We start from the raw sequence: 19,275 nt of genomic DNA on the forward strand, positions 1-19,275 counted from the left end.
TACTGTAATAAAAATAATTACAGAATGAACAACAGCAGGTTTCCAATTTCCTTACATATTTTAACTTTACTAGATGATTCCAAAGGTGCTCTTGTAAGTTCGGAATATTTGGCTGGAAGCATTAATATCAACCCTGTTTTGGTAAGAAAAGAGATTATGAATTTGCGGAAACACGGTTTCGTAGATAGTAAAGAAGGAAAGGGTGGTGGATCTTTTTTGGCGAAAAGTGCTTCGGATATTAATCTTGGCGACGTGTACATCGCTGTAAAGAGCAATAATATTTTGGGACAGAGTAAAAATGAGCCGAACCCCAAATGCCCGATTGGAAAGCAAATCAATCAGCATTTAGATACGTTATACTTGGATGCGGAAAATGCATTGATCCAAAATTTATCGACTCAAACCTTAGCAGATTTTGCATTAAAGTTTAAATAAAATTTTTTACCATAAACTGTAACAAAATATATTACAATTAGTAAATTAACCAATAAGCAATTATCAAAGCTCGAAAGAGTATAAACCATAAATAAAAATAACATGAAAGTAGCATTAATAGGCGCCTCAGGATTTGTAGGCAAAGCCCTTTTAAACGAATTAATTAGTCGTGGAAATGAAGTAATCGCAATTGCCCGCGATACGGATAAAATTGAGAGCACACATGGAAAAGTAACCAAAGTAGCGGTTGACGTATTGGATACCGAAAAACTGGCAGAAGCATTGAAAGGTGCAGATGCAGTAATAAGTGCCTTTAATGCCGGTTGGACAAATCCAAATCTTTACAATGATACATTAGCAGGAGCGGAGGCGATTCATAAAGCGGTTAAAGCATCTGGCGTTAAGCGCTACATTTTTATTGGCGGAGCTGGTACTTTACAAATCGACGGAAATCAATTGGTAGACGGACCTCAATTTCCAAAAGAAATTTATCCTGGCGCATCTGCAGTTAGGGATTACTTCAATACTTTGAAACAAGAAAAAGAATTGGATTGGTTGTTTTTTAGTCCGGCAATTGAAATGCATCCAGGAATCACAATAGGCCGTACGGGTAAATATCGCTTAGGTAAAACCAGCCCTGTTTTTAACGAAGAAGGTCGATCAATTTTATCGGTAGAAGATTTATCAATCGTTCTGGCCGATGAGTTAGAAAACAATGCACATCATCAAGAGCAATTTACGGCAGCATACTAAGCATGTAAGATGTGATGATGTAATATGGAAAATGTAAGGAAGTAGATGCAGGAAATACCTTTATCTATTTTCCATCTTTACATTTTCCATATTTTATTTATCTTCGTTGCATGTATCGCCTTATTAAACCAATATTCTTCAAATTTGACCCTGAAAACGTACATTATTTCGTTGTCAAACGGTTAAAATGGTTTAATGATAAATTCCCTTTGGGTAAAACCATTATCAGGAGCAGTTTCGATGTCCACATTAAAGGCTTAGAACGAGAGGTTTTTGGAATAAAATTTAAAAATCCGGTAGGTTTGGCGGCGGGCTTCGATAAAAATGGCGAATACGTAGAAGCACTTAGTAATTTGGGTTTTGGTTTTATAGAAGTAGGGACGGTTACGCCAATGCCTCAGCCGGGAAATGACAAGCCTCGAATGTTTCGCTTACCGAATGATGAAGCGCTAATTAACCGGATGGGTTTTAATAACAAAGGCGTTGATGTAATGGCAGAGCGTCTGCGTTTGCTAAAAGATAAACATCCAGAAATTGTTGTTGGCGGAAATATCGGCAAAAATAAAGCTACATCAAACGAAGATGCCGTAAGCGATTACATTAAATGTTTCGATAGGCTGTTTGACGTGGTTGATTATTTTGTGGTTAACGTAAGTTCCCCAAATACACCTGGATTGCGTGAATTACAAGAAAAAGAACCGCTCAAAAAAATCTTAAATACGCTTCAACAAAGAAATCGTAAGAACGATATTTCTCGGCCGATTTTACTGAAAATTGCCCCGGATTTAACGGATGCGCAACTAGATGATATTATTGAAATTGTTGCTGAGACAGGCATTGCAGGCATTATTGCAACCAATACAACCATTAGTAGAGAAAATTTAGCGACTGCAAAAGTATTGGCTGGAGAAACGGGCGGTTTGAGTGGTAAGCCAGTTAAGGAACGATCGACAGAAGTGATCAAATATCTTTCAGAAAAATCAAATAAAGCCTTTCCGATTATCGGTGTAGGTGGAATCCATTCTGCGATAGATGCACAAGAGAAATTAGATGCTGGTGCATGTTTAGTTCAGCTTTACACTGGGTTTATTTATGAAGGCCCTGGATTGATCAAGCAAATCTGCAAAAGCTTAGTAAAGTGATAAACAACGCTTTAAATAAGTTTAAAGTTATGTAAATGCTTAACTAGCCCTTGTCTTTGATGCCAATCATTATAAACAAGTTCTAAATTAGCTACTGTAAAAGTGCCGAAATCGTAATTTTTATGTTTTTCGATTAGGGCTAAAAAGCCATTTTTGTCTTTTAATTCTTTTCTAAATCGAACTATGGTAGAATGTGCGGTTTGAATGGAATATCGTTTGTCTATACTTTGTTCTAAACCAGAATTTCTGAAGTCTCTTCGTAATTTATTTCTTATTTCTTTTAAAGTATCGTCATCAAAAAATCCCTGAACAATTACACAGGAAGGAGAAAGTGTAAGGCCTTTAAAATGAACATTGAAACTTTTTATGCCTGCTAAACTTTTCTCAACGGTTTCGATATATTCTGGAACAGAAATTTGATTTAAGTTGAAGCCTGTGTAACAAGAAATGAGTGACATTACGGTGATGTGAAGATCAGAGTTTTGATAGTAGTATTGCTCTCCATCAATCGTTTTTAATTCGGTAAGAAAACTTTGAATCTTATTTTTAACTACAAGGCTTGGTCGTGCAACTAAGGTTATTCCATATCTATAATCGTCTTGTGAATCCAAAAGAGGGTCAATTTCATAATTTCCATCTGCTATTTTTTTAAATGATTCTTGATAGAGATTTGAATAATGTTCTTTTAAGTTCATCTCAATATTAAATGCAATGATTAATTATTGTTTCTGTCTGCTCACCATTGCATTTATCCAGATCGGCGCAAAGGGAGAAGTACAGCCTTTCGAAACCGGATAATCACGATAAATGCCAAGTTTTTCTCCAATAGCTAACGCCCTTTCTCTATAATTTGGATGATGAATGCCAACCTGTACCAAGGCAGAATTCATCGTCCATTGAATTTCTGTTGGCAAATTTTGCATTTCAGATTCGATTCTATTAAGTATTTCTGGAATGTTTATTCCTTCAGGTTCTCTAGCAATACGACCACTGGTTAAGCTCCAGCCAGCACGAGCCAGCATTTTGTCATTTGAATTTATCCACTTTTCTCTGAATTGCTCTTTAGTGGGATATTCTTTAACTATATAATTGTAAAACCAATCTGCAGCCCAAGCAAAGGTTTCTGAAGATACCATCTTTTCAATTTCTTCTGGAGATAACTCTTTTGGATTGAGAATTAAAATGGCCAGCATCCGAGCATCAATATTTTCGGTTTTCCAAAGTTCAAGTGCCAATGGATGATCGGATTTAATCTTCTTTGCCACCGTTCTAATGTCTCCCATTTTAGCGCCAAAAAGATTTTCGCGAGCTCCACTTTTTAAATGTTGCTTACGAACTTTTTCATCTGCGAGTGATTCAAGGGTAGAAAGGGTATCTTGAAGATTCATGGTTCAGTTGGTTTTATAATTCCAAATTTATTTAAATTTTGGGCATAAAAAAAGCATCCTGTGATCAATAGGATGCTTTAAATCTTTAAAGAAGTTTCTAAAAACTATTTTGCCAAAGCAGCTAAAACAGCGTTGTTTTTAGCTAATTGGTCATTTTTAGGTTGTGCAGAGCGACTTCCTAACTCAATGTTAGTTGCTCTCTTTAAAAAATCTACATCTTGTTGAGCAAAGTTTTTATTTCTTCTGTCTTTTCTTTTTAATCTGGTAACTGCCATGGTAATAACCTTTTATTATTTTTATTTGTACAAATGGAGGTCGAGAGCGGATTCGAACCGCTGTAGAAGGTTTTGCAGACCTCTGCCTAGCCACTCGGCCACTCGACCTTGAAATTCAAGGTTGCAAAAATAGCAATTAATAGTTACTTAGCAAATATAAACGAACAATAAATCTTTTTAATTTTTAACTCTTACAATTTCCGAGCAAAAAATGGCAGCGCTTACGGCTACATTTAAAGATTCTGCTTCGCCAATTCTTGGAATGGTAATGGGTTGATTAATCTTTTTAATTACCTGATCCGTAATCCCTTTTCCTTCATTCCCTAAAATAATTAAACCCTCAGTACCCCAATTCGCTTTATAAATTGATTGGCCATTTAAAAGTGCGCCAAAAACCGGTATTTGATTGCTTTCGAGTAACAAGTTTAAATCTTCGTAATGTACATTTACACGAGCCAATGAGCCCATGGTGGCCTGCACAGTTTTAGGGTTATAGGCTTCTACGCAATCATCTGAACAGATAATATTTTTAAAGCCAAACCAATCTGCGGTTCTAATAATTGTACCCATGTTCCCTGGATCTTGTACGCCATCGAGCACCAAAGTAAACTGATTTTTTAAATCTGTGGGATTTATTTTTTGATTATGAGGAATATAAATTAAAGCAATTAGGCCTTGTGGAGTTTGTAAAGTACTAATCTTGCTCAATTCAACGTTGTTTACTTCAAATAAGTTTATATTTGCGGGCAATTTGGGTAACAAATTGTATTGTTCACTTGTATAGAATAGGCTATGAATTTTATAGTTGGATTTTATAAATTCTTTAAAGGATTTTATACCTTCAACAAGAAATAAACCATGCTCTTTACGGTATTTTTTTTGATGTAACGATTTTACAAAACTAATCTGAGATTTTGAAAGCATACAAATACTTAATAAATTATAAACTGAAAAGCCCTGCAATATTACTATTTATTATTGTGTTAATACAGGCCTGTTCATCAACAAAATACATCGCTGACTACCAATCTATCGTAAAAAAAGTTACCATTGATAGTGTTGATAAAAAATTTGAGGAACAAGCATACAATTATGTTCAAAAGGATATTCGTCCTGCATCTGCATTTAGTATCAACGTTCCACTTTACAATTTATTCAACACGAAAGATGGCCGTTATAAAACCAATAATATAAAACCATTTGGTACGCCCCCCGCTATTTTAGATAGCACTTTGGTGGAAATATCGCGTACACAGATTCAAAAATTTCTAAAAAGCAAAGGTTATTTTCAGGCTCAGGTAACTTCGGATATTAAGGTTAAGGATAAGAAAGCTGAATTGAAATTTAGTGCAAAGCCAGGGCCAGCATATTTTGTAGATAAACTATCCGATTCTATCTCTAATTCGAAAATTAAGCAACTTTACGAATCTAATAAACCAGGTTTAACACACCTGCATACTGGAATGCAGTATGATGAAGATTCGTTAAGCTATGAGCGTGAGCAGATTTATCATGTGATGAAAGAAAATGGCTATTTCTATTTCCTGCGTCCGTATGTTAATTTCGATGTTGTGGGCGCAGAAGTAACTTCAAAAACGAACAAAGTTGATTTAAGATTAAATGTAACCAATCCAGAGAAAGGTCCTCACAAGCAATACAATATTGGTACAACCTACCTTATTATAGCTCCAAGCCCTGATGGTTTCCCAGATTCGCTGAGAAATTATGTAAGTAGAGATACAACTCATGGCTTATCTTTCACCGATTTATCCAAGCGCTATAGACGGAATCCTATAACCCGTTATGACTTTTTGAAACAAGGAGATCTTTACGATATCCGAAATGAGAACTTAACATATGATCGATTATACGAACTAAATGTTTTTAAAAACGTTAAGATTGATTATTTTAATAGAGACAGTACATCCAACAAAATAAACCCTGTAATTCAGTTAATTCCTCAAAAGGTAATGAGTAATAGGATTGAGGGAGAAGTTCCTTTTAATGGTGGTACGGTTGGTTTTAACTTAAGTAATACTTACACCAATAATAATTTATTCAGGGGCGCAGAGCGATTTGAGCTTCAGTTAAAGGGAGGTTTGCAATCTAGAATTGGAAATGGAACTTCACCATTTAAAGATATTTATCAAAGAGATTTTTCAATCAGTGCAAGTATTACAGTACCTCGATTATTAATTCCGTTTTACAAACCAACCCTAGGTGGAAATGGAATGCCTCATACTACATTTTCATCCAGTTATATTTATGCACTACAAAAGGATGTCTCAGTAAGACGTATTTTTATTAATTCAGTAACTTACGATTGGTTTGAAACCAAGTCTAAACTTCACTCTTTTACCCCATTAAATTTCGAATATCGATTTGGAAATTTGTATGATGGTGTAGATGCGGCCACTGTGCTCAATAATTTGTATTACGCAACCCTTTTGGGAAGAAAAGATTTAACACTTGGCATGAAGTATAACTATTCTTTGAATGCAGATAAGTTGAGCCAATTTAGAACCTTTGTTTATTTAAGGGCTGGAATGGATATTGCTGGAAATCTGCTTCAAGGTATTTCAAAACTTACAGGTTCTAAAAGTGATCCATCAAATAATGATCCTGCCAAAATTTTCGGATTACCTTTTAATCAATATGTTCGTCCAGAGGTTGATTTAAGGTGGTATAAATCTCTAGGTGGCGAAAAACAATTTATCGCTCGTCTAAACACCGGTATTGCTTATGCTTATGGAAATTCTATCCTTACGGGTATTCCATTCGAAAAGCTATTTTTTGCCGGTGGATCTAGCGGTATTCGGGCATGGCAAGCAAGAACAATAGGTCCTGGAAATTACAACAGAGAAACGCTCCCGAATGATTTGTTAAGGAAATCGTTATTCGGATTAGATCAGCTTGGTGAGTTCAAAATAGAAAGTAATTTTGAATACCGATTTACCCTTGCTAAAAAATTCTTTGGAGCTACATTAAAGGGCGCTACTTTTATCGATGCTGGTAATGTTTGGAATGTAAATAAAACAACATCAACCGCAACCGATGGTACAACAACAACAAATGAGGCTACTCTGTTTAAACTAAGCAAACTGGCTCAGCAAGTTGCAATTGGTACTGGTTTTGGATTAAGATATGATGTTCAGTACTTTGTTTTCAGGTTTGATATTGGTTTGAAATTGAAAGATCCTCAGTTTTCAGGATCAGATCAATGGGTAATTGGGAAGTATTTTTCTGGGTCTCGTGACTTTAAAGATAGTTATAATGCAACACACGGTCCCGATACTTACCGATTTGTTCAATATAACTTTGGAATTGGAATGCCTTTCTAAAATTTTTTTAGCCGAAAAGGCTTAAGGGCCTAGGTTTTTCTTGTGGATTTTTGAAGGTATATTCCTTAAAAGGTTGCCATATTTTATCAATATGTTTATAAACAGAAAACCCATTAACTTCAAATGTCCGCTGAAATTTCCTTTCCTTATACTTATCCATAATTAGGGGATAAACGGCTGGCTTTACATCTTTAAATGCTATAGTAAGGTGCGGATTAAATTTAGGTTGATCTGCCTTTTCCAACAAAGCCATAGGTTTCAGCGCCTTTTTTATCTCAGCTTGAAGATTCATAATTCCTTCGTTATGATCTACATCGATAAAAATAGTATGTGGCGGAAATGAATTGAAATTTTTTAATACCTGGGTAAAGGGTGGAGCAAACACAGCTTCATCAAGTTTCTTGAAAAATCCTTCTTCCTGCTCTTTTGATGATAATTTAACAGGATTATACAATGTAATATGCGCAGGCCGTTTTAAAGATTCATGCACATTAAATTGAGCAGCAATTTCATTTCTAATCACATCAATGTCTTCCACAACTGAAAGAGGCGGAACTAAACAAACTAAAAATAAATTTTCCATAACTCAAATTTACTAATATTTTTAGCAAAAATGAAAAGCAATAAAATATTTATTTTACTTTATCAGAAGAGATTTTTTAAGCCATCAAAGATGCTTTCGAAGAAGGTTGCCAAGTTTAATCCACTACTGTGATTAAAATAAACGAAAACTAAAAATGCAATTACAACGAAGATGATTAGTTTCCTAAAGGCAAAGGCAATAATTACTAAGATGATTGGAATGATAAAGAGCCAAAGACTATTAATTGCATAAGGTGTTAAATCGGTGTCTTTTTTGTAAACATAAACCAACTTGCTGTGCGTGCCAGCATCGTTTTGATGTTTGATATAGATGAAAGTAGATTTATCAATTGGCAGTTGTAAAACGGCAATCCCATCATTAAATTTAAGACTTTGAGTAAATCCACTTACGCTAAAAGTATAAATTCCATTAATTTTTTCGTTCGGGTTGTTTAAAGAATCTGCAGCAATTATTGCCAGTTTGCTGTTTTTTAGCAGGTTTTCTTTTACCAGAAAATTGTTAATGGCTGCGGTTTGTGCCGAACAATAAAAGCCAATTAAACAGAGGATGGATAATATAAATACTCGTTTCATTCGATAGAACGTTTGTTATAAATTAAGTAGCCAATATGCAATAATACACCATTTCTTTTAACTGCATCATTATATAAATTATAACTTAAGCTTACAGGGCCTAATGGCGTGTGGTAAACAAGTCCGGCGGTGGCAGCATAACGCAGTTTAGTTATCGCTTTTGCATAATCTACATCTTGAAAATTATTTAATTCGAACTCCTTATGAGGTAAAAATAAATAACCTTCTAATCTAAAATCTAAATTTTTTCTGAAATTATAAATGTTTTTTATTCCACCTGCTATATAAGTTGTGGCTCTAAATCGATCAAGAAATAGCGAACGGCTATCTTGCAATGGATAAAATGCCGGTGCAACCAAAAGGGTAGAATAATAATTGCTAAATAAGGGCTGGTTTGAAATTACACCTTCTATTAAGTATCCAAAAGTATATTTTTTAAGGTGAAAAAAGTAGTTTTCTTGTGAGAGTTTTATGCTGCCCCAATGGTGTAAATGACTAGATTCTGGAAGTTTGGTAAAGCCTGGCGTATTGCGGAAAATATTCCCAGGATCGTAATTTTCTCGCCCTGTTGTGTAACTGAAGCTTAACGAAAAACTTTGTCCGTTGGTGGCGTATTGTTTTCTGTTAAGTGAATTCTTCTGGAGTTTTAACGAGCCTCTAAATCCATTAAAATTTGTTTCGTCCAATAAATCGCCCACTGCAAAGGTATTGTTTGGGCTATACCGATCACTATTGTTTATAAATGTAGAGTGAAGTACAATTTTAGTATTGTAATTTAACGGCATTCCAATCATCAAATCTATTTTCCGGTCTGATTGCTCTATGTAAATCGGATGCGGATTTTCAATAAAAATCTGGCTCGTATTATAGTAATTCCAATGGTTGTAAGTAAGTTCTGCAGCTAAAAAAAGCGGGAGCTTTGTTGGGTAATCTACTCGGCCATTTAGTTGTACAGATTCGTAAAAACGACCAGAATAGAAGCTTGTTCCAAAGGTATAAGCCTTTCTATTTAGGTAATTATATTCTGCGCCAAGAAATACATTGCTTATTGGTCTGGTCGAAATATTGCCACCCAAATCTAATTTGAAGCTTTTTTTGGGCTGTGCCACCACTTCAAAAGTATAACTATCTGTCGCCGCCTGATAGGATATTTTCGGATAAACGGTTTCGAAAGTTTGATCGGCGACTAATTTATAATACCCACGCTTAATATCCTGTAGATTAAAAGTTTCTTTATCACTTTTAAAAAGGCGCTCGATATATTTTTTCTGTTGATTATTTACGCCACTGACGGTGATGTTGCTAAAAACGAGATCGGGTTTTTGTTTGTTAAATTTTTCTCTTCGCTTGGCTAGTTCTTCGTCGCTAATTCTTTTACTAATTAAAGCCTTAATTCTAGGCATATCTGCGATTGTTGCATCGTAACCTTTTTTTATCAGCTCTGCTACCGGACTAAAATTTGTAACGCTGTAATCGGCTAAATCGGGTTGAATGTAAACTCCATTTTTACCAATCATAGTCGAATCTGATTTAGAAAGAAACATAAAAACCAAAAAACGGTTCATCAAGCGGTCATCGTTATTTTTTGGGTACTCGTTATACGTTTTTGAAGAAACATTTGCGCCGATCACGTAATCGGGTTTGAATTCCTTTTCCATAACATCGGCAGGGAAGTTGTTGTAAAGGCCACCATCAAAAACATATTTCCCGTCCAATTTTATAGGTCGGTAAATAATGGGCACCGTCATCGTTGCACGAACGGCCTCTGCTAAACTTCCTTTACTTACGGTGATACTTTTTTGGGAAAGTACATCGGCAACCATGCAACGATAGGGAACAAAGAGGTTGTCAAAATTATCTTTTGAGGCTGCAGAAGCTTGAGAAAAAAGTTCTAAAAAGGCAAAATTTAATGGAATATCATTAATTAAATTAGAGCGGAAGCTGAAATGAAAACCAGTATCTATGGCAACCTTTGCGGTAAGCATAGATGCATTTGGCTCATTCTTTTGAAAATAGTAGGTGTAATCACTTGTATATCTTCCATTAATCCAGTTTTGAAAATCATTACTGAGCGCAATTTTTTCTATCTGAGCCGGAGAATAACCTGCGGCATACATAGCGCCAACTATGCCACCCATTGATGTTCCGGTAATGTAATCGATGGGGATATGGTTTTCTTCTAATGCTTTTAGCGTACCAATATGCGCCAAACCTTTAGCGCCACCACCACTAAAAACAAGGCCAACTTTTTGCGCCCGCAATTGGGTACAGCACAAAACGAAGAGGATCAGCAAGTATCTTTTAAAAATTACCACCCTTAAAAATAGGGTTTTCTTTTAAAATTAGTTTAATATGAAGATGTTGTATGTTAAAAATGATGCAAAACTTACCCAAAGTATATATGGAATAAATAAATAACCTGCCCATTTATCAATCTTGTAAAAAGTTAGTGCATTTATAACAATGAAAATTAGCAACAATATAATTTCTGCTAAGGCAAAACCGATTTCATGGAGGTAGAAAAAAATAAATGACCAAGCTAAATTTAAAATTAGCTGAATTAGATAGATGGCAATCGTTCTTGGAAAATGAACAATCTTATCTCTTTTTATCCAAACGAGATAGGCTGCAATTCCGATTAGAATATATAAGGTTGTCCAAACTGGCGCAAATAGCCAATTTGGTGGGTTGAAAGAAGGCTTGTTTAATGTTGGATACCAAACTCTTACAGATTCTGCCGTTGCATATGCAGCCAATGCGCCAACGCTTAGGGTTAAAATTATATTTAAAATAAAAGCCAAAAATTTCATGCCGCTAAATTGAGTTTAAACAACGATAAAACCTAAATATTTTGTTAACGGCCAATGCCAGGAACTACGGGTAGACTCTCATTATCTTCGTTTCCAACACTTTGAACGGCAAAAAGATAATTGTCTTTACTATATGGCAACCTAAGTTCTGTTGCGTTGGTAAAAAATTTCTTTTGCCAAACTGGACTACTGGTCTCACGCATTAAAACATAATAACCTTTTACAGCTCCATTTACTGGCGCTTTCCAATATAAAAAAGTAGAGTTGCTTAGGTTTTTAACATCAACTTTAACTTCGGTTGGCTCTGATGGCGCCTTTGCCAAATTTGCAAGAACAGAAATATTTACCGCTGTGTTTTTTCTCAGGTATTCGAAATCCATAAATTCCTGTAAATCGCCATATTTAATTCCATTTTCCGTTCTTAAATCTTGGTGCTGGTGATCAAAATTTTCGTTCATTTCTGTAATGCGAACTGCGGTAAATCCGTTCTCGACAAAAGGCGTATGATCTCCGCCTCGCAAAAAGCGATCGTTTCTATAAATAAGCTTTATCTCTAATTGATCTACATAACGCTCGCCAATTTCTTTAACATAACGGGCTAACTGTCGGCTTTTTCCATCATTTTCTAAACCAAACTGACGAATGTTTTTGGCGTTTTTTTCGATTTCGAAGCTGGGTAAACCTTCGCTAAACACACGCAGCTTGGTATTGTCGATAATTTGGGTTTCGCTGCTGTTGTTGCTCCCAATCATATCGTTGTTGAGCATGGCATCAATATTCCAGCCTTCTTTTTTGGCTTTTGCGGCCATAAAGCCCGATCCCAATAAAGATTGTTCCTCGCCACTTACGGCAACAAAAATTATCGTTGCAGAAAACTTGTATTGGCTCATTATTCTTGCGGCCTCGATAACCCCCGCAACTCCACTACCATCATCGTTTGCGCCAGGCGCATCACTAGTTCGGTTCATTACATCTGTTACCCGGCTATCTAAATGGCCACTCACAACATAAACTCGTTTATCATTTGCATCCGTTCCCTTCAAAATGGCAACCGCATTTCCTAAAAGAATCGCTTTGTCTACTCTTTTTCCATCGGCTTGTAAAGTAACTGTATCTAAAAAAGCTGTCAATCGGCCATCGCCTTGTTTTGCAAACTGATTAAACTTGCTTACCACCCAATTTCTGGCTGCGCCAATTCCCTTTGTTTTGCTTTTAATATCGCTTATGGTACTTCTTGTGCCAAAGGTGACCATTTTAGAGATGTATGATTTTAAAGAATCCTGATTAACGGCCTTAACCATTTTATCCAAATCTGCATGGCGATTGATTAACGTTTGAGCTTTAACTGATGATGCTATAGCAATTAAAAATACTAGGGAGTAGATTTTTTTCATGTTGTTTAATAAGAAAGCTAATGTATTGAATCATTGGCTAATGTATAATAGGAAATTTGGTATTTACTGTAACATTTTAAACATAAAAATGCCCCTCGATGTTAATCGAGAGGCATATAATATATAGCGAAGACAATGTGTTATTTTGAAAGAGAGGCAATGGTATTGTTTTCGCCTTTGTTCCAGTTTCCAAATGCTTTCTTTGCCGAATTTTTGGCATCGTTAACATTTACATCGCCAGCAATGGTTAAATAGGTTTTAGCTGGGGTAATTTCGTTGTAGAAATCTTGAACATCAGCTAAAGAAAGTGCGTTTATAGAATTTTCCGTTACGGTTTGATCATAATCATAATCTTGAAGTTTTAAGCTTGCAATTAGTTTTGCTTTGGCAATATTAAAAGTTTTTTGATCAATTTGAGCATTCTCAATATTCGATGCAAAAGCAGTTAACTCAGCATCAAAATCTACTGCAGTTGTGGCAAGTTTTCCACTGTTATCTTTAAAGCTTATGTGATCATTTTTTTGAACACCTTCATTAAGCACCGCATTTAATAATTCTACTACACCATCTTTTTTATTCTGAAAGGCTTTGGCATCCAAAGTAAAACTCGAAAAGGCTTTTTCCGAACGACTGTTTTCTGAAACAATGATTGTCATACCATTTTTGAGCTTGAAAGTTACCGGCTCTTTTAGACCATTTTGTGCATTACTGTTTAGGAAGGAGAGGAGGATTAGGGAAGTTAATAAAGTTGTTTTGATCTTATTCATAAGCTTTTATTTAATTTTTGTTTTCTTTTTATTTCTGCAAAATTATATCCGCTAAGTTGTTAAGCCAATGATAACGAGGTAAAAAGGCAAAATTCCTCGACGAATGCGGTAATATACGTGTCGAATTATTTTATGGTTTTCTAAAAAGTCGAAATTTATTCATTTTGTTCATTAGCATTTAATTCAAAAGTTTTTCAATAGGTTGTATTAGATTTAATCAGATATCCATAAAGTACTAAATGAATTGCCTCATAGTTGATGATGATATAATTTGCAGAATCGTAATTAAACATTTAGTTACGTTCGAGGAATCATTGAATTTGGTTGCAGAATGTAAAGATGCCAATGAAGCTTACCGACATTTAGAAGCGAGTAAAATAGACTTGATCTTCTTGGATGTAGAAATGCCTGGAATATCGGGTATTGAGTTGGTTAAAGGATTGGGGCATTCCAAACCACTAATTATTTTTATCAGTTCTAAAAGGGATTATGCTGCAGAAGCATTTGATTTAAACGTTGTTGATTTTATTACGAAACCAGTTGCTCCAGATCGATTTTTGAGGTCGGTTATTAAAGCAAAAGACATTTATAAACATAAAAATAACGCTTTTTTTTTAGGGTCTAAAAAGGATGAATTCATCTTTATTAGAGATTCTAATATCATTAGAAGAGTTAAGCTAAATGATATTTGTTACCTAGAAGCGCAAGGAGATTATGTTAAAATTTATTTAAGCGATAGAGTTCATTCCATTCATTCTTCATTAAAATCGGTTGAAGATAAATTGCCGGCAGATACTTTTTCGAGGGTGCACAGATCTTTCATTGTTAACTTAGGTAAGATAGATACAATTGAGGGAAGCACATTAATTATTAATAAAAATTTTGTCCCCGTTTCGGATGCTTACCGTTCCGCACTAAATAAAAGAATGCAAATACTTTAAACAAAACCTATAAAAAATTATACCTACTAAAGCACGTTATTATGGACAGAGAAATAGAAAAATTAAAAGGCGATGCTCAAAATAACTCGGTTGATGTTTTGCTTGTAGAAGATAATTCCATCAATCAAAAACTATTTTCTTACTATTTTAATGAGTATGAGGTGAGTTTTGATGTCGTTAATGACGGTTTTGAAGCCATAGATATCCTACGTAAAAAAAAGTATAAGCTGATTTTATTGGATATTGAACTCCCCAAAATGGACGGATATAATACAGCTAAAGAGATTAGAGAGGTTTTAAATGTAGATACGCCTATTGTGGCAATAACAGCTCATGATATTGATGATGTTAAGGAGCAGTGTTTTGAAACCGGGATGAATGCCTGTTTTTCGAAACCAATAAGCAAAATAGAGTTGGTTGGCGTGCTTACACAGTTTCTGCCACAAGAAATTTTTTCTAACGCTATTAAAAGAAAAGCGGATATAGAGAAAGTGAAAGATTATCAAACAATTGATTTTGACTACCTGAAACAGATCAGCATGGGCGATAAGGTTTTCGAAAAAAGATTGACAGAACAGTTCTGCGAAAAAATTTCGGAGAACCTAAATATGCTAGATGAATGTTTGATAAAAGAGGATGTTGCCGAACTTAAGTTTGTTGCACACCAAATGCACTCTACTATTTTTATAATGGGATTGCGTTCAAAACTAGAATCTCATTTAGATGCAATAGAACGAAATACGTTAAACTATGAGCAGTTAAAAGCACGGATTGGAATTATTAGTTTGGTTTGCAAAAGGGCTAGGGAAGAAGCGAGACAGTTTTTAGCAACAGCAGGTTGATTTAGGTTTAATTATTTGAATTACAGTTATTTGTGTTTTTTAATTTCTTATTATTATATTTATTATGGTGATTTAGTTTATAAAATTTGATGGATTATGAATGGCAGAAAAAAAGGATTAAGAATTTTTAATCCATCCTTAACCAATAGCATTATTAACCTCCAAAAGAGTGGTTACGATTATGATTTTCAAAAAGTAAACGAAGAGGATGTTTTATGCGTACAGAATAATCTTAGGTTTTCTACCAAGCATTTAATCATTAAATCTATTGAGTTACCACACAAATCCGCAAAGGGATTACAAACTATAGAAACTATAACTGGCGAAAGAGGATTGTTGTTGACCGAAATTAATTATTAAATCTTAAATTTAGTTTTTAAAGCAAAACTTAAGATGGCAGAAATTAAATTTGAGACTTTACCGAATGAGCCGAGCGCTTTTAATCTTTATCTCGAAGAAGTAAAAATTGGTGAAATGATTGTTGAAAATAAAGACGGCAATTTAACAGTTTACCATACTGAAGTAGATGAAGATCAATCTGGCAATGGTTATGCAGGCCAATTGCTTGCCGAAATGGTTGCCTATGCAAGAGCGCAAAAACTTAAAGTAATTCCACTGTGCCCGTATGTTCATGCGCAATTTATTCGCCACCCAGATTTATATGCAGATCTTTGGGAAAAGGAGAATTAGTTTTACTGAAATAACAATATTTTAAATCCTCGATTTTAACCAAGTTGGGGATTCTTTTTTTGTAAAAAATATAGTGAAGAAATTAATTTGTGTTCGTAATGATTATATTTATCCTACACACAAATGAAATCTAAATATGAAATTTAAACGCAATTTTTTGCTCGTGTTATTTACGGGCATCGGGCTCATGGCGAGCGCACAAACCTTTTCTTCGGTTAATCTATGCAGATCCAACTATACGCTTGGTATCCATTCTGTTAATATTTTTGTAAATGATAATATCATTTCACTTAGTTTAGATGGTGAAATTTTGGATCCTTATCTAGAAGGAAAAAGTTTTGAATACTACACAAACTTTGATGGAGCGGAGAAAAATGGAAAGCTTAAATCTATAGATAATATAACCTTTGACTATTACGATCGATTTAGCTCAAACGAAATTCAGGGTAAAATCAAATCAATTAATGGTTTAAGTATCGAATATTACGATCGGTTTGGAGATGCGAGTGCTTCAGGAAAAATTAAATCGCTTGGCAGTACCTCCATTAGTTATTATGATCGATTCGTCTCTAATGAAAAAGCTGGCAAAGTAAAATCAATAGATGGAATGAGCGCTGATTATTTCGATCGATTTGACAAAAGTGAGCTTATCGGTAACATCAAATCATTAGCCGGCATTACTTTTAGCTATTATGATCGATTTGATTCTGAAGATAAAATGGGACAGTTAAAATCAGTTCAAGGTTCTGATGATCGAATAATTATCAGCGTATATTAAAGAAAATTTAAATGCTTCATTTTAACTGTGAGGCATTTTCGCTTTAAATGTTTTTCTACATGAAATTAGGTAAAACGTTTAACCGGTGTTATCTTGCAATAGAATTTTTAATCTAACCAAATCTCATTCCTAATGAAAAGACTTGTTCTATTGTTCCTATTCGTTTCTCCATTTTTCTTGAAAGCACAAATTCCAGTCGATTTAAGCCGTTTCAAGAGAAATGGTTCAACAGTATCCGTCAGCAAAAAGGTAATAACGGTTAGCTGGCCAACAGGAAAATCAGCATCTGGAAAAATGGTTTTAGATTTGGATCAGAACAAGCCACTTTTTAATAGGATTTTCTTAAGCAAAAATGGAACATTTAAAGAAGTTGCTAAAAATCTCGATCCTGCTTTCGTTCTTAGAGTAGGGAAAAGAACGCTAAGTCCGGCTAGTGGTGGTTGGGATGTGTTTTTTGATCGAGTTCCGACGAGGCCATATACCACTAATTTGGTCGAGTTTGATAAACGCAAGGCCAGTGTTCAAACCAATGGCTCGCAAACCATTATCAAAATTTCTCAATTAAAATCGACCACTTTTAGTGGCGATTTAGAAATTACGCTTTATAATGGAAGTCCTTTGTTTAATGTTGCTGCGGTCTTATCAACCCAAGTTGATAGTACCGCAATTTTGTACGATGCAGGCTTAACCAGCAAAACAGATGTTTGGGGGAGTATTGCATGGTCTGATGTAAAGAAACAAATGCAATCTGTTAAACCAGCATTAACCGATCAAAGCAAAAATTTAGAAGTTAAATACCGTACTGTAATTGGCGAAAATAAAGCCGGAAGTTTAGCGCTTTTTCCTGCACCACATCAATATTTTTATCCTTTAGATGAAGCCTTTAACCTTAAATTTACTTGGTATGGTAACAATTATCTAAACTTAATTCCTGGTTTTGGCATCGGCATTCGTCAAGATCCATTAGGCGATAAACGTTATGTGCCTTGGTTTAATGCAAAACCGGATACAAAGCAACGCCTTAATTTTTTCTGTTTGATAAGTACGGAGCAAGCTGAAACTGCCTTGGCCGAGGTAAAGAAATTTACACATAACGATTCTTATATTCCTTTACCTGGTTATAAAACAATGGCAAGCCATTTCCACAACGAATTTATTTCTGATGTTGCCCTTAGTGGAAAACCAATTCCAGAAAAACCGGAGTTTGTAGAAGTTTTAAAAAACACAGGTTTGAATATTGTTAAGTTGGCAGAATTTCATGGGCCGGGGCACCCTAAAGGACCAGATAGCACGAGGTTAAAAGAATTAAGTTCGTTATTTGAACAAACTAAAAGATTATCGGATGCTAATTTTCTGTTACTCCCTGGAGAAGAAGCCAACAATTTTTATGGTGGGCATTGGCTTGCATTTTTTCCAAAACCTGTTTATTGGGTAATGTCTAAAAACGAAAATACCCCGTTCGAAATGAACGATGCCAAGTATGGAAAAGTTTATCACGTTGGCGATAAGAATGAAATGCTGAAATTATTAGAACAGGAAAAAGGTTTGGCTTGGGTTGCACATGCTCGTACGAAAGCATCAACAGGATATCCAGATAAGTACAAAGAAGAAGCTTTTTTTAAATCGGACACCTATATGGGCGCTGCATGGAAGGCGATTCCTGCAGATTTATCATTGCCAACTTTAAGCAAACGCGTACTCGATTTAATGGATGACATGGCCAATTGGGGCTTGAAAAAACACGTAATTTCTGAAGCAGATATTTTTACCATAACAGAGCAGAACGAAATGTATGCACATTTAAACGTAAACTATCTTCAAATGGATAAAATTCCAAAGTATGAAGATGGTTGGCAACCGGTTTTAGATGTAATTAAAAGTGGGAAATTTTTTGTTTCTACCGGCGAGGTATTAATTCCTTCCTTTAATATTAATGGAAAAGGTGCTGGCGAAAGTTTAAAGTTAGATCAATTGGGTAAAGCAACGGTTAATATGCAACTTAACTGGACTTTCCCTTTAAACTTTGTCGAAATAATTTCTGGTGATGGAAATAAAGTTTATCGGGATCGTATTAATTTAAATGCTACACAGGCCTTTGGAAAGCAGACTTTTAAGTGGTCGATTAATTTGAAGGGTAGAAAATGGGTGAGGGTAGAAGCTTGGGACATTGCCACAAATGGCGCATTTACACAGATGATTTGGTTAGACTAAATGTTTTCTGTTAAGAAAGCTCGGCAACTTTGTTGGTAGAGATATCCTGAATAAAATTTTCTACGTTTTGAATAAAGGCAATTTTGCCAAAGTTCCAAGTTTGTGGTGATGCCATATCTTCAATAATTCCATGGATGGCTTCATCAGGCACATTGCCTAAATTTTTAAACTCTCTAACTAAACTGTACGAATCCATATCACCAAAACCCCTAAGCTGTTTAACCTTTTGTAAAAAGGTACTCATTTTGCTAATCTTGCTTGAATTTTCCATAACCAAGAATCCCATTTCGCTCTAATTAATACTACAGTAATTTTACCCTTTTGTGTTTGGT

Annotated in this window: 21 protein-coding genes and 1 tRNA gene; 10 read left to right on the forward strand and 12 right to left on the reverse strand. The window is 35.0% G+C overall.

What is annotated here, in order from left to right; translation table 11 throughout:
* Positions 1-24 precede the first annotated feature (24 nt).
* The 3 genes from H7U22_RS12630 to H7U22_RS12640 all read left to right on the forward strand — a co-directional run bounded on the left by H7U22_RS12630 (position 25) and on the right by H7U22_RS12640 (position 2,330).
* Positions 25-435 carry an Rrf2 family transcriptional regulator gene (locus tag H7U22_RS12630; RefSeq protein WP_187071716.1) on the forward strand — a complete coding sequence of 137 codons (411 nt, stop codon included), beginning with the start codon at positions 25-27 and terminating at the stop codon, positions 433-435.
* Positions 436-537: 102 nt separating this feature from the next.
* On the forward strand, positions 538-1,188 hold the full coding sequence (locus tag H7U22_RS12635) for an NAD(P)-dependent oxidoreductase (protein WP_187071717.1): 651 nt from the start codon (positions 538-540) through the stop codon (positions 1,186-1,188).
* Positions 1,189-1,298: 110 nt separating this feature from the next.
* Positions 1,299-2,330: a quinone-dependent dihydroorotate dehydrogenase gene (locus tag H7U22_RS12640; RefSeq protein WP_187071718.1), complete on the forward strand. Its 1,032-nt coding sequence runs from the start codon at positions 1,299-1,301 to the stop codon at positions 2,328-2,330.
* 11 nt (positions 2,331-2,341) lie between these two features.
* On the opposite strand, the gene H7U22_RS12645 is transcribed toward H7U22_RS12640, so the two are convergent.
* The 5 genes from H7U22_RS12645 to H7U22_RS12665 form a co-directional block, all read right to left on the reverse strand.
* The gene (locus H7U22_RS12645) at positions 2,342-3,025 is read right to left on the reverse strand and encodes a 2'-5' RNA ligase family protein (RefSeq protein ID WP_187071719.1); all 684 of its coding nucleotides are present in this window, start codon (positions 3,023-3,025) and stop codon (positions 2,342-2,344) included.
* Positions 3,026-3,049: 24 nt separating this feature from the next.
* The gene (locus H7U22_RS12650; protein WP_187071720.1) at positions 3,050-3,718 is read right to left on the reverse strand and encodes a DNA alkylation repair protein; all 669 of its coding nucleotides are present in this window, start codon (positions 3,716-3,718) and stop codon (positions 3,050-3,052) included.
* A gap of 104 nt (positions 3,719-3,822) precedes the next feature.
* The gene (locus H7U22_RS12655) at positions 3,823-3,993 is read right to left on the reverse strand and encodes a spore protein (RefSeq protein ID WP_109927167.1); all 171 of its coding nucleotides are present in this window, start codon (positions 3,991-3,993) and stop codon (positions 3,823-3,825) included.
* Between the two features lie 34 nt (positions 3,994-4,027).
* A tRNA-Cys gene (locus tag H7U22_RS12660) sits at positions 4,028-4,101 on the reverse strand.
* A gap of 69 nt (positions 4,102-4,170) precedes the next feature.
* A complete protein-coding gene (locus tag H7U22_RS12665) occupies positions 4,171-4,917 on the reverse strand; it encodes a TrmH family RNA methyltransferase (RefSeq protein ID WP_187071721.1) in 747 nt (248 codons plus the stop codon).
* On the opposite strand from H7U22_RS12665, the gene tamL reads away from it, so the two are divergent.
* Positions 4,908-7,334 (forward strand): translocation and assembly module lipoprotein TamL, encoded by a 2,427-nt coding sequence (tamL, locus tag H7U22_RS12670; protein WP_187071722.1) that lies wholly within the window; start codon positions 4,908-4,910, stop codon positions 7,332-7,334. The genes H7U22_RS12665 and tamL overlap by 10 nt on opposite strands.
* Positions 7,335-7,341: 7 nt before the next feature.
* Here the strand turns inward: tamL and H7U22_RS12675 are convergent, their stop codons facing one another.
* The 6 genes from H7U22_RS12675 to H7U22_RS12700 all read right to left on the reverse strand — a co-directional run bounded on the left by H7U22_RS12675 (position 7,342) and on the right by H7U22_RS12700 (position 13,481).
* Positions 7,342-7,917 (reverse strand): 2'-5' RNA ligase family protein, encoded by a 576-nt coding sequence (locus tag H7U22_RS12675; RefSeq protein ID WP_187071723.1) that lies wholly within the window; start codon positions 7,915-7,917, stop codon positions 7,342-7,344.
* 62 nt (positions 7,918-7,979) lie between these two features.
* On the reverse strand, positions 7,980-8,510 hold the full coding sequence (locus H7U22_RS12680; protein ID WP_187071724.1) for a hypothetical protein: 531 nt from the start codon (positions 8,508-8,510) through the stop codon (positions 7,980-7,982).
* Positions 8,507-10,804: a patatin-like phospholipase family protein gene (locus tag H7U22_RS12685; RefSeq protein ID WP_222621858.1), complete on the reverse strand. Its 2,298-nt coding sequence runs from the start codon at positions 10,802-10,804 to the stop codon at positions 8,507-8,509. Before H7U22_RS12685 ends, H7U22_RS12680 begins: the two co-directional genes overlap by 4 nt.
* 48 nt (positions 10,805-10,852) lie before the next feature.
* Positions 10,853-11,320, reverse strand: a complete 468-nt coding sequence (locus H7U22_RS12690) for a TspO/MBR family protein (protein ID WP_187071725.1) — start codon at positions 11,318-11,320, stop codon at positions 10,853-10,855.
* 44 nt (positions 11,321-11,364) lie between these two features.
* A complete protein-coding gene (locus H7U22_RS12695; RefSeq protein WP_187071726.1) occupies positions 11,365-12,714 on the reverse strand; it encodes a M28 family metallopeptidase in 1,350 nt (449 codons plus the stop codon).
* 140 nt (positions 12,715-12,854) lie between these two features.
* Positions 12,855-13,481 carry a peptidase M16 family protein gene (locus H7U22_RS12700; protein ID WP_187071727.1) on the reverse strand — a complete coding sequence of 209 codons (627 nt, stop codon included), beginning with the start codon at positions 13,479-13,481 and terminating at the stop codon, positions 12,855-12,857.
* A gap of 239 nt (positions 13,482-13,720) precedes the next feature.
* Here H7U22_RS12700 and H7U22_RS12705 point away from each other — a divergent pair, with 239 nt between their 5' ends.
* From H7U22_RS12705 to H7U22_RS12730, 6 genes are all read left to right on the forward strand, one after another.
* A complete protein-coding gene (locus H7U22_RS12705; RefSeq protein WP_187071728.1) occupies positions 13,721-14,422 on the forward strand; it encodes a LytR/AlgR family response regulator transcription factor in 702 nt (233 codons plus the stop codon).
* Positions 14,423-14,463: 41 nt separating this feature from the next.
* Positions 14,464-15,264: a response regulator gene (locus H7U22_RS12710; protein ID WP_187071729.1), complete on the forward strand. Its 801-nt coding sequence runs from the start codon at positions 14,464-14,466 to the stop codon at positions 15,262-15,264.
* A 96-nt stretch (positions 15,265-15,360) separates the two neighbouring features.
* On the forward strand, positions 15,361-15,624 hold the full coding sequence (locus H7U22_RS12715) for a hypothetical protein (protein ID WP_187071730.1): 264 nt from the start codon (positions 15,361-15,363) through the stop codon (positions 15,622-15,624).
* 33 nt (positions 15,625-15,657) lie between these two features.
* Positions 15,658-15,954: a GNAT family N-acetyltransferase gene (locus H7U22_RS12720; protein ID WP_187071731.1), complete on the forward strand. Its 297-nt coding sequence runs from the start codon at positions 15,658-15,660 to the stop codon at positions 15,952-15,954.
* A gap of 136 nt (positions 15,955-16,090) precedes the next feature.
* Positions 16,091-16,732 (forward strand): hypothetical protein, encoded by a 642-nt coding sequence (locus tag H7U22_RS12725; protein WP_187071732.1) that lies wholly within the window; start codon positions 16,091-16,093, stop codon positions 16,730-16,732.
* 132 nt (positions 16,733-16,864) lie between these two features.
* Entirely contained in the window at positions 16,865-18,943 is a 2,079-nt protein-coding gene (locus H7U22_RS12730) for a CehA/McbA family metallohydrolase domain-containing protein (RefSeq protein WP_187071733.1), read from the forward strand.
* 10 nt (positions 18,944-18,953) lie between these two features.
* On the opposite strand, the gene H7U22_RS12735 is transcribed toward H7U22_RS12730, so the two are convergent.
* Complete coding sequence (locus H7U22_RS12735; RefSeq protein ID WP_187071734.1) at positions 18,954-19,187, reverse strand: hypothetical protein; 234 nt, start codon at positions 19,185-19,187, stop codon at positions 18,954-18,956.
* Positions 19,188-19,275 lie beyond the last annotated feature (88 nt).

Origin of the sequence: Pedobacter fastidiosus (genome assembly GCF_014306625.1) — a bacterium.
GTDB classification, from domain to species: Bacteria; Bacteroidota; Bacteroidia; order Sphingobacteriales; family Sphingobacteriaceae; genus Pedobacter; species Pedobacter fastidiosus.

Bases quoted from the DNA above. Each gene is read 5' to 3' on its own strand.
- H7U22_RS12630 (WP_187071716.1), top strand. From the start codon at position 25: ATGAACAACAGCAGGTTTCCAATTTCCTTACATATTTTAACTTTACTA.
- H7U22_RS12635 (WP_187071717.1), top strand. From the start codon at position 538: ATGAAAGTAGCATTAATAGGCGCCTCAGGATTTGTAGGCAAAGCCCTT.
- H7U22_RS12640 (WP_187071718.1), top strand. From the start codon at position 1,299: ATGTATCGCCTTATTAAACCAATATTCTTCAAATTTGACCCTGAAAAC.
- H7U22_RS12645 (WP_187071719.1), bottom strand. From the start codon at position 3,025: ATGAACTTAAAAGAACATTATTCAAATCTCTATCAAGAATCATTTAAA.
- H7U22_RS12650 (WP_187071720.1), bottom strand. From the start codon at position 3,718: ATGAATCTTCAAGATACCCTTTCTACCCTTGAATCACTCGCAGATGAA.
- H7U22_RS12655 (WP_109927167.1), bottom strand. From the start codon at position 3,993: ATGGCAGTTACCAGATTAAAAAGAAAAGACAGAAGAAATAAAAACTTT.
- H7U22_RS12665 (WP_187071721.1), bottom strand. From the start codon at position 4,917: ATGCTTTCAAAATCTCAGATTAGTTTTGTAAAATCGTTACATCAAAAA.
- H7U22_RS12675 (WP_187071723.1), bottom strand. From the start codon at position 7,917: ATGGAAAATTTATTTTTAGTTTGTTTAGTTCCGCCTCTTTCAGTTGTG.
- H7U22_RS12680 (WP_187071724.1), bottom strand. From the start codon at position 8,510: ATGAAACGAGTATTTATATTATCCATCCTCTGTTTAATTGGCTTTTAT.
- H7U22_RS12690 (WP_187071725.1), bottom strand. From the start codon at position 11,320: ATGAAATTTTTGGCTTTTATTTTAAATATAATTTTAACCCTAAGCGTT.
- H7U22_RS12695 (WP_187071726.1), bottom strand. From the start codon at position 12,714: ATGAAAAAAATCTACTCCCTAGTATTTTTAATTGCTATAGCATCATCA.
- H7U22_RS12700 (WP_187071727.1), bottom strand. From the start codon at position 13,481: ATGAATAAGATCAAAACAACTTTATTAACTTCCCTAATCCTCCTCTCC.
- H7U22_RS12705 (WP_187071728.1), top strand. From the start codon at position 13,721: ATGAATTGCCTCATAGTTGATGATGATATAATTTGCAGAATCGTAATT.
- H7U22_RS12710 (WP_187071729.1), top strand. From the start codon at position 14,464: ATGGACAGAGAAATAGAAAAATTAAAAGGCGATGCTCAAAATAACTCG.
- H7U22_RS12715 (WP_187071730.1), top strand. From the start codon at position 15,361: ATGAATGGCAGAAAAAAAGGATTAAGAATTTTTAATCCATCCTTAACC.
- H7U22_RS12720 (WP_187071731.1), top strand. From the start codon at position 15,658: ATGGCAGAAATTAAATTTGAGACTTTACCGAATGAGCCGAGCGCTTTT.
- H7U22_RS12725 (WP_187071732.1), top strand. From the start codon at position 16,091: ATGAAATTTAAACGCAATTTTTTGCTCGTGTTATTTACGGGCATCGGG.
- H7U22_RS12730 (WP_187071733.1), top strand. From the start codon at position 16,865: ATGAAAAGACTTGTTCTATTGTTCCTATTCGTTTCTCCATTTTTCTTG.
- H7U22_RS12735 (WP_187071734.1), bottom strand. From the start codon at position 19,187: ATGAGTACCTTTTTACAAAAGGTTAAACAGCTTAGGGGTTTTGGTGAT.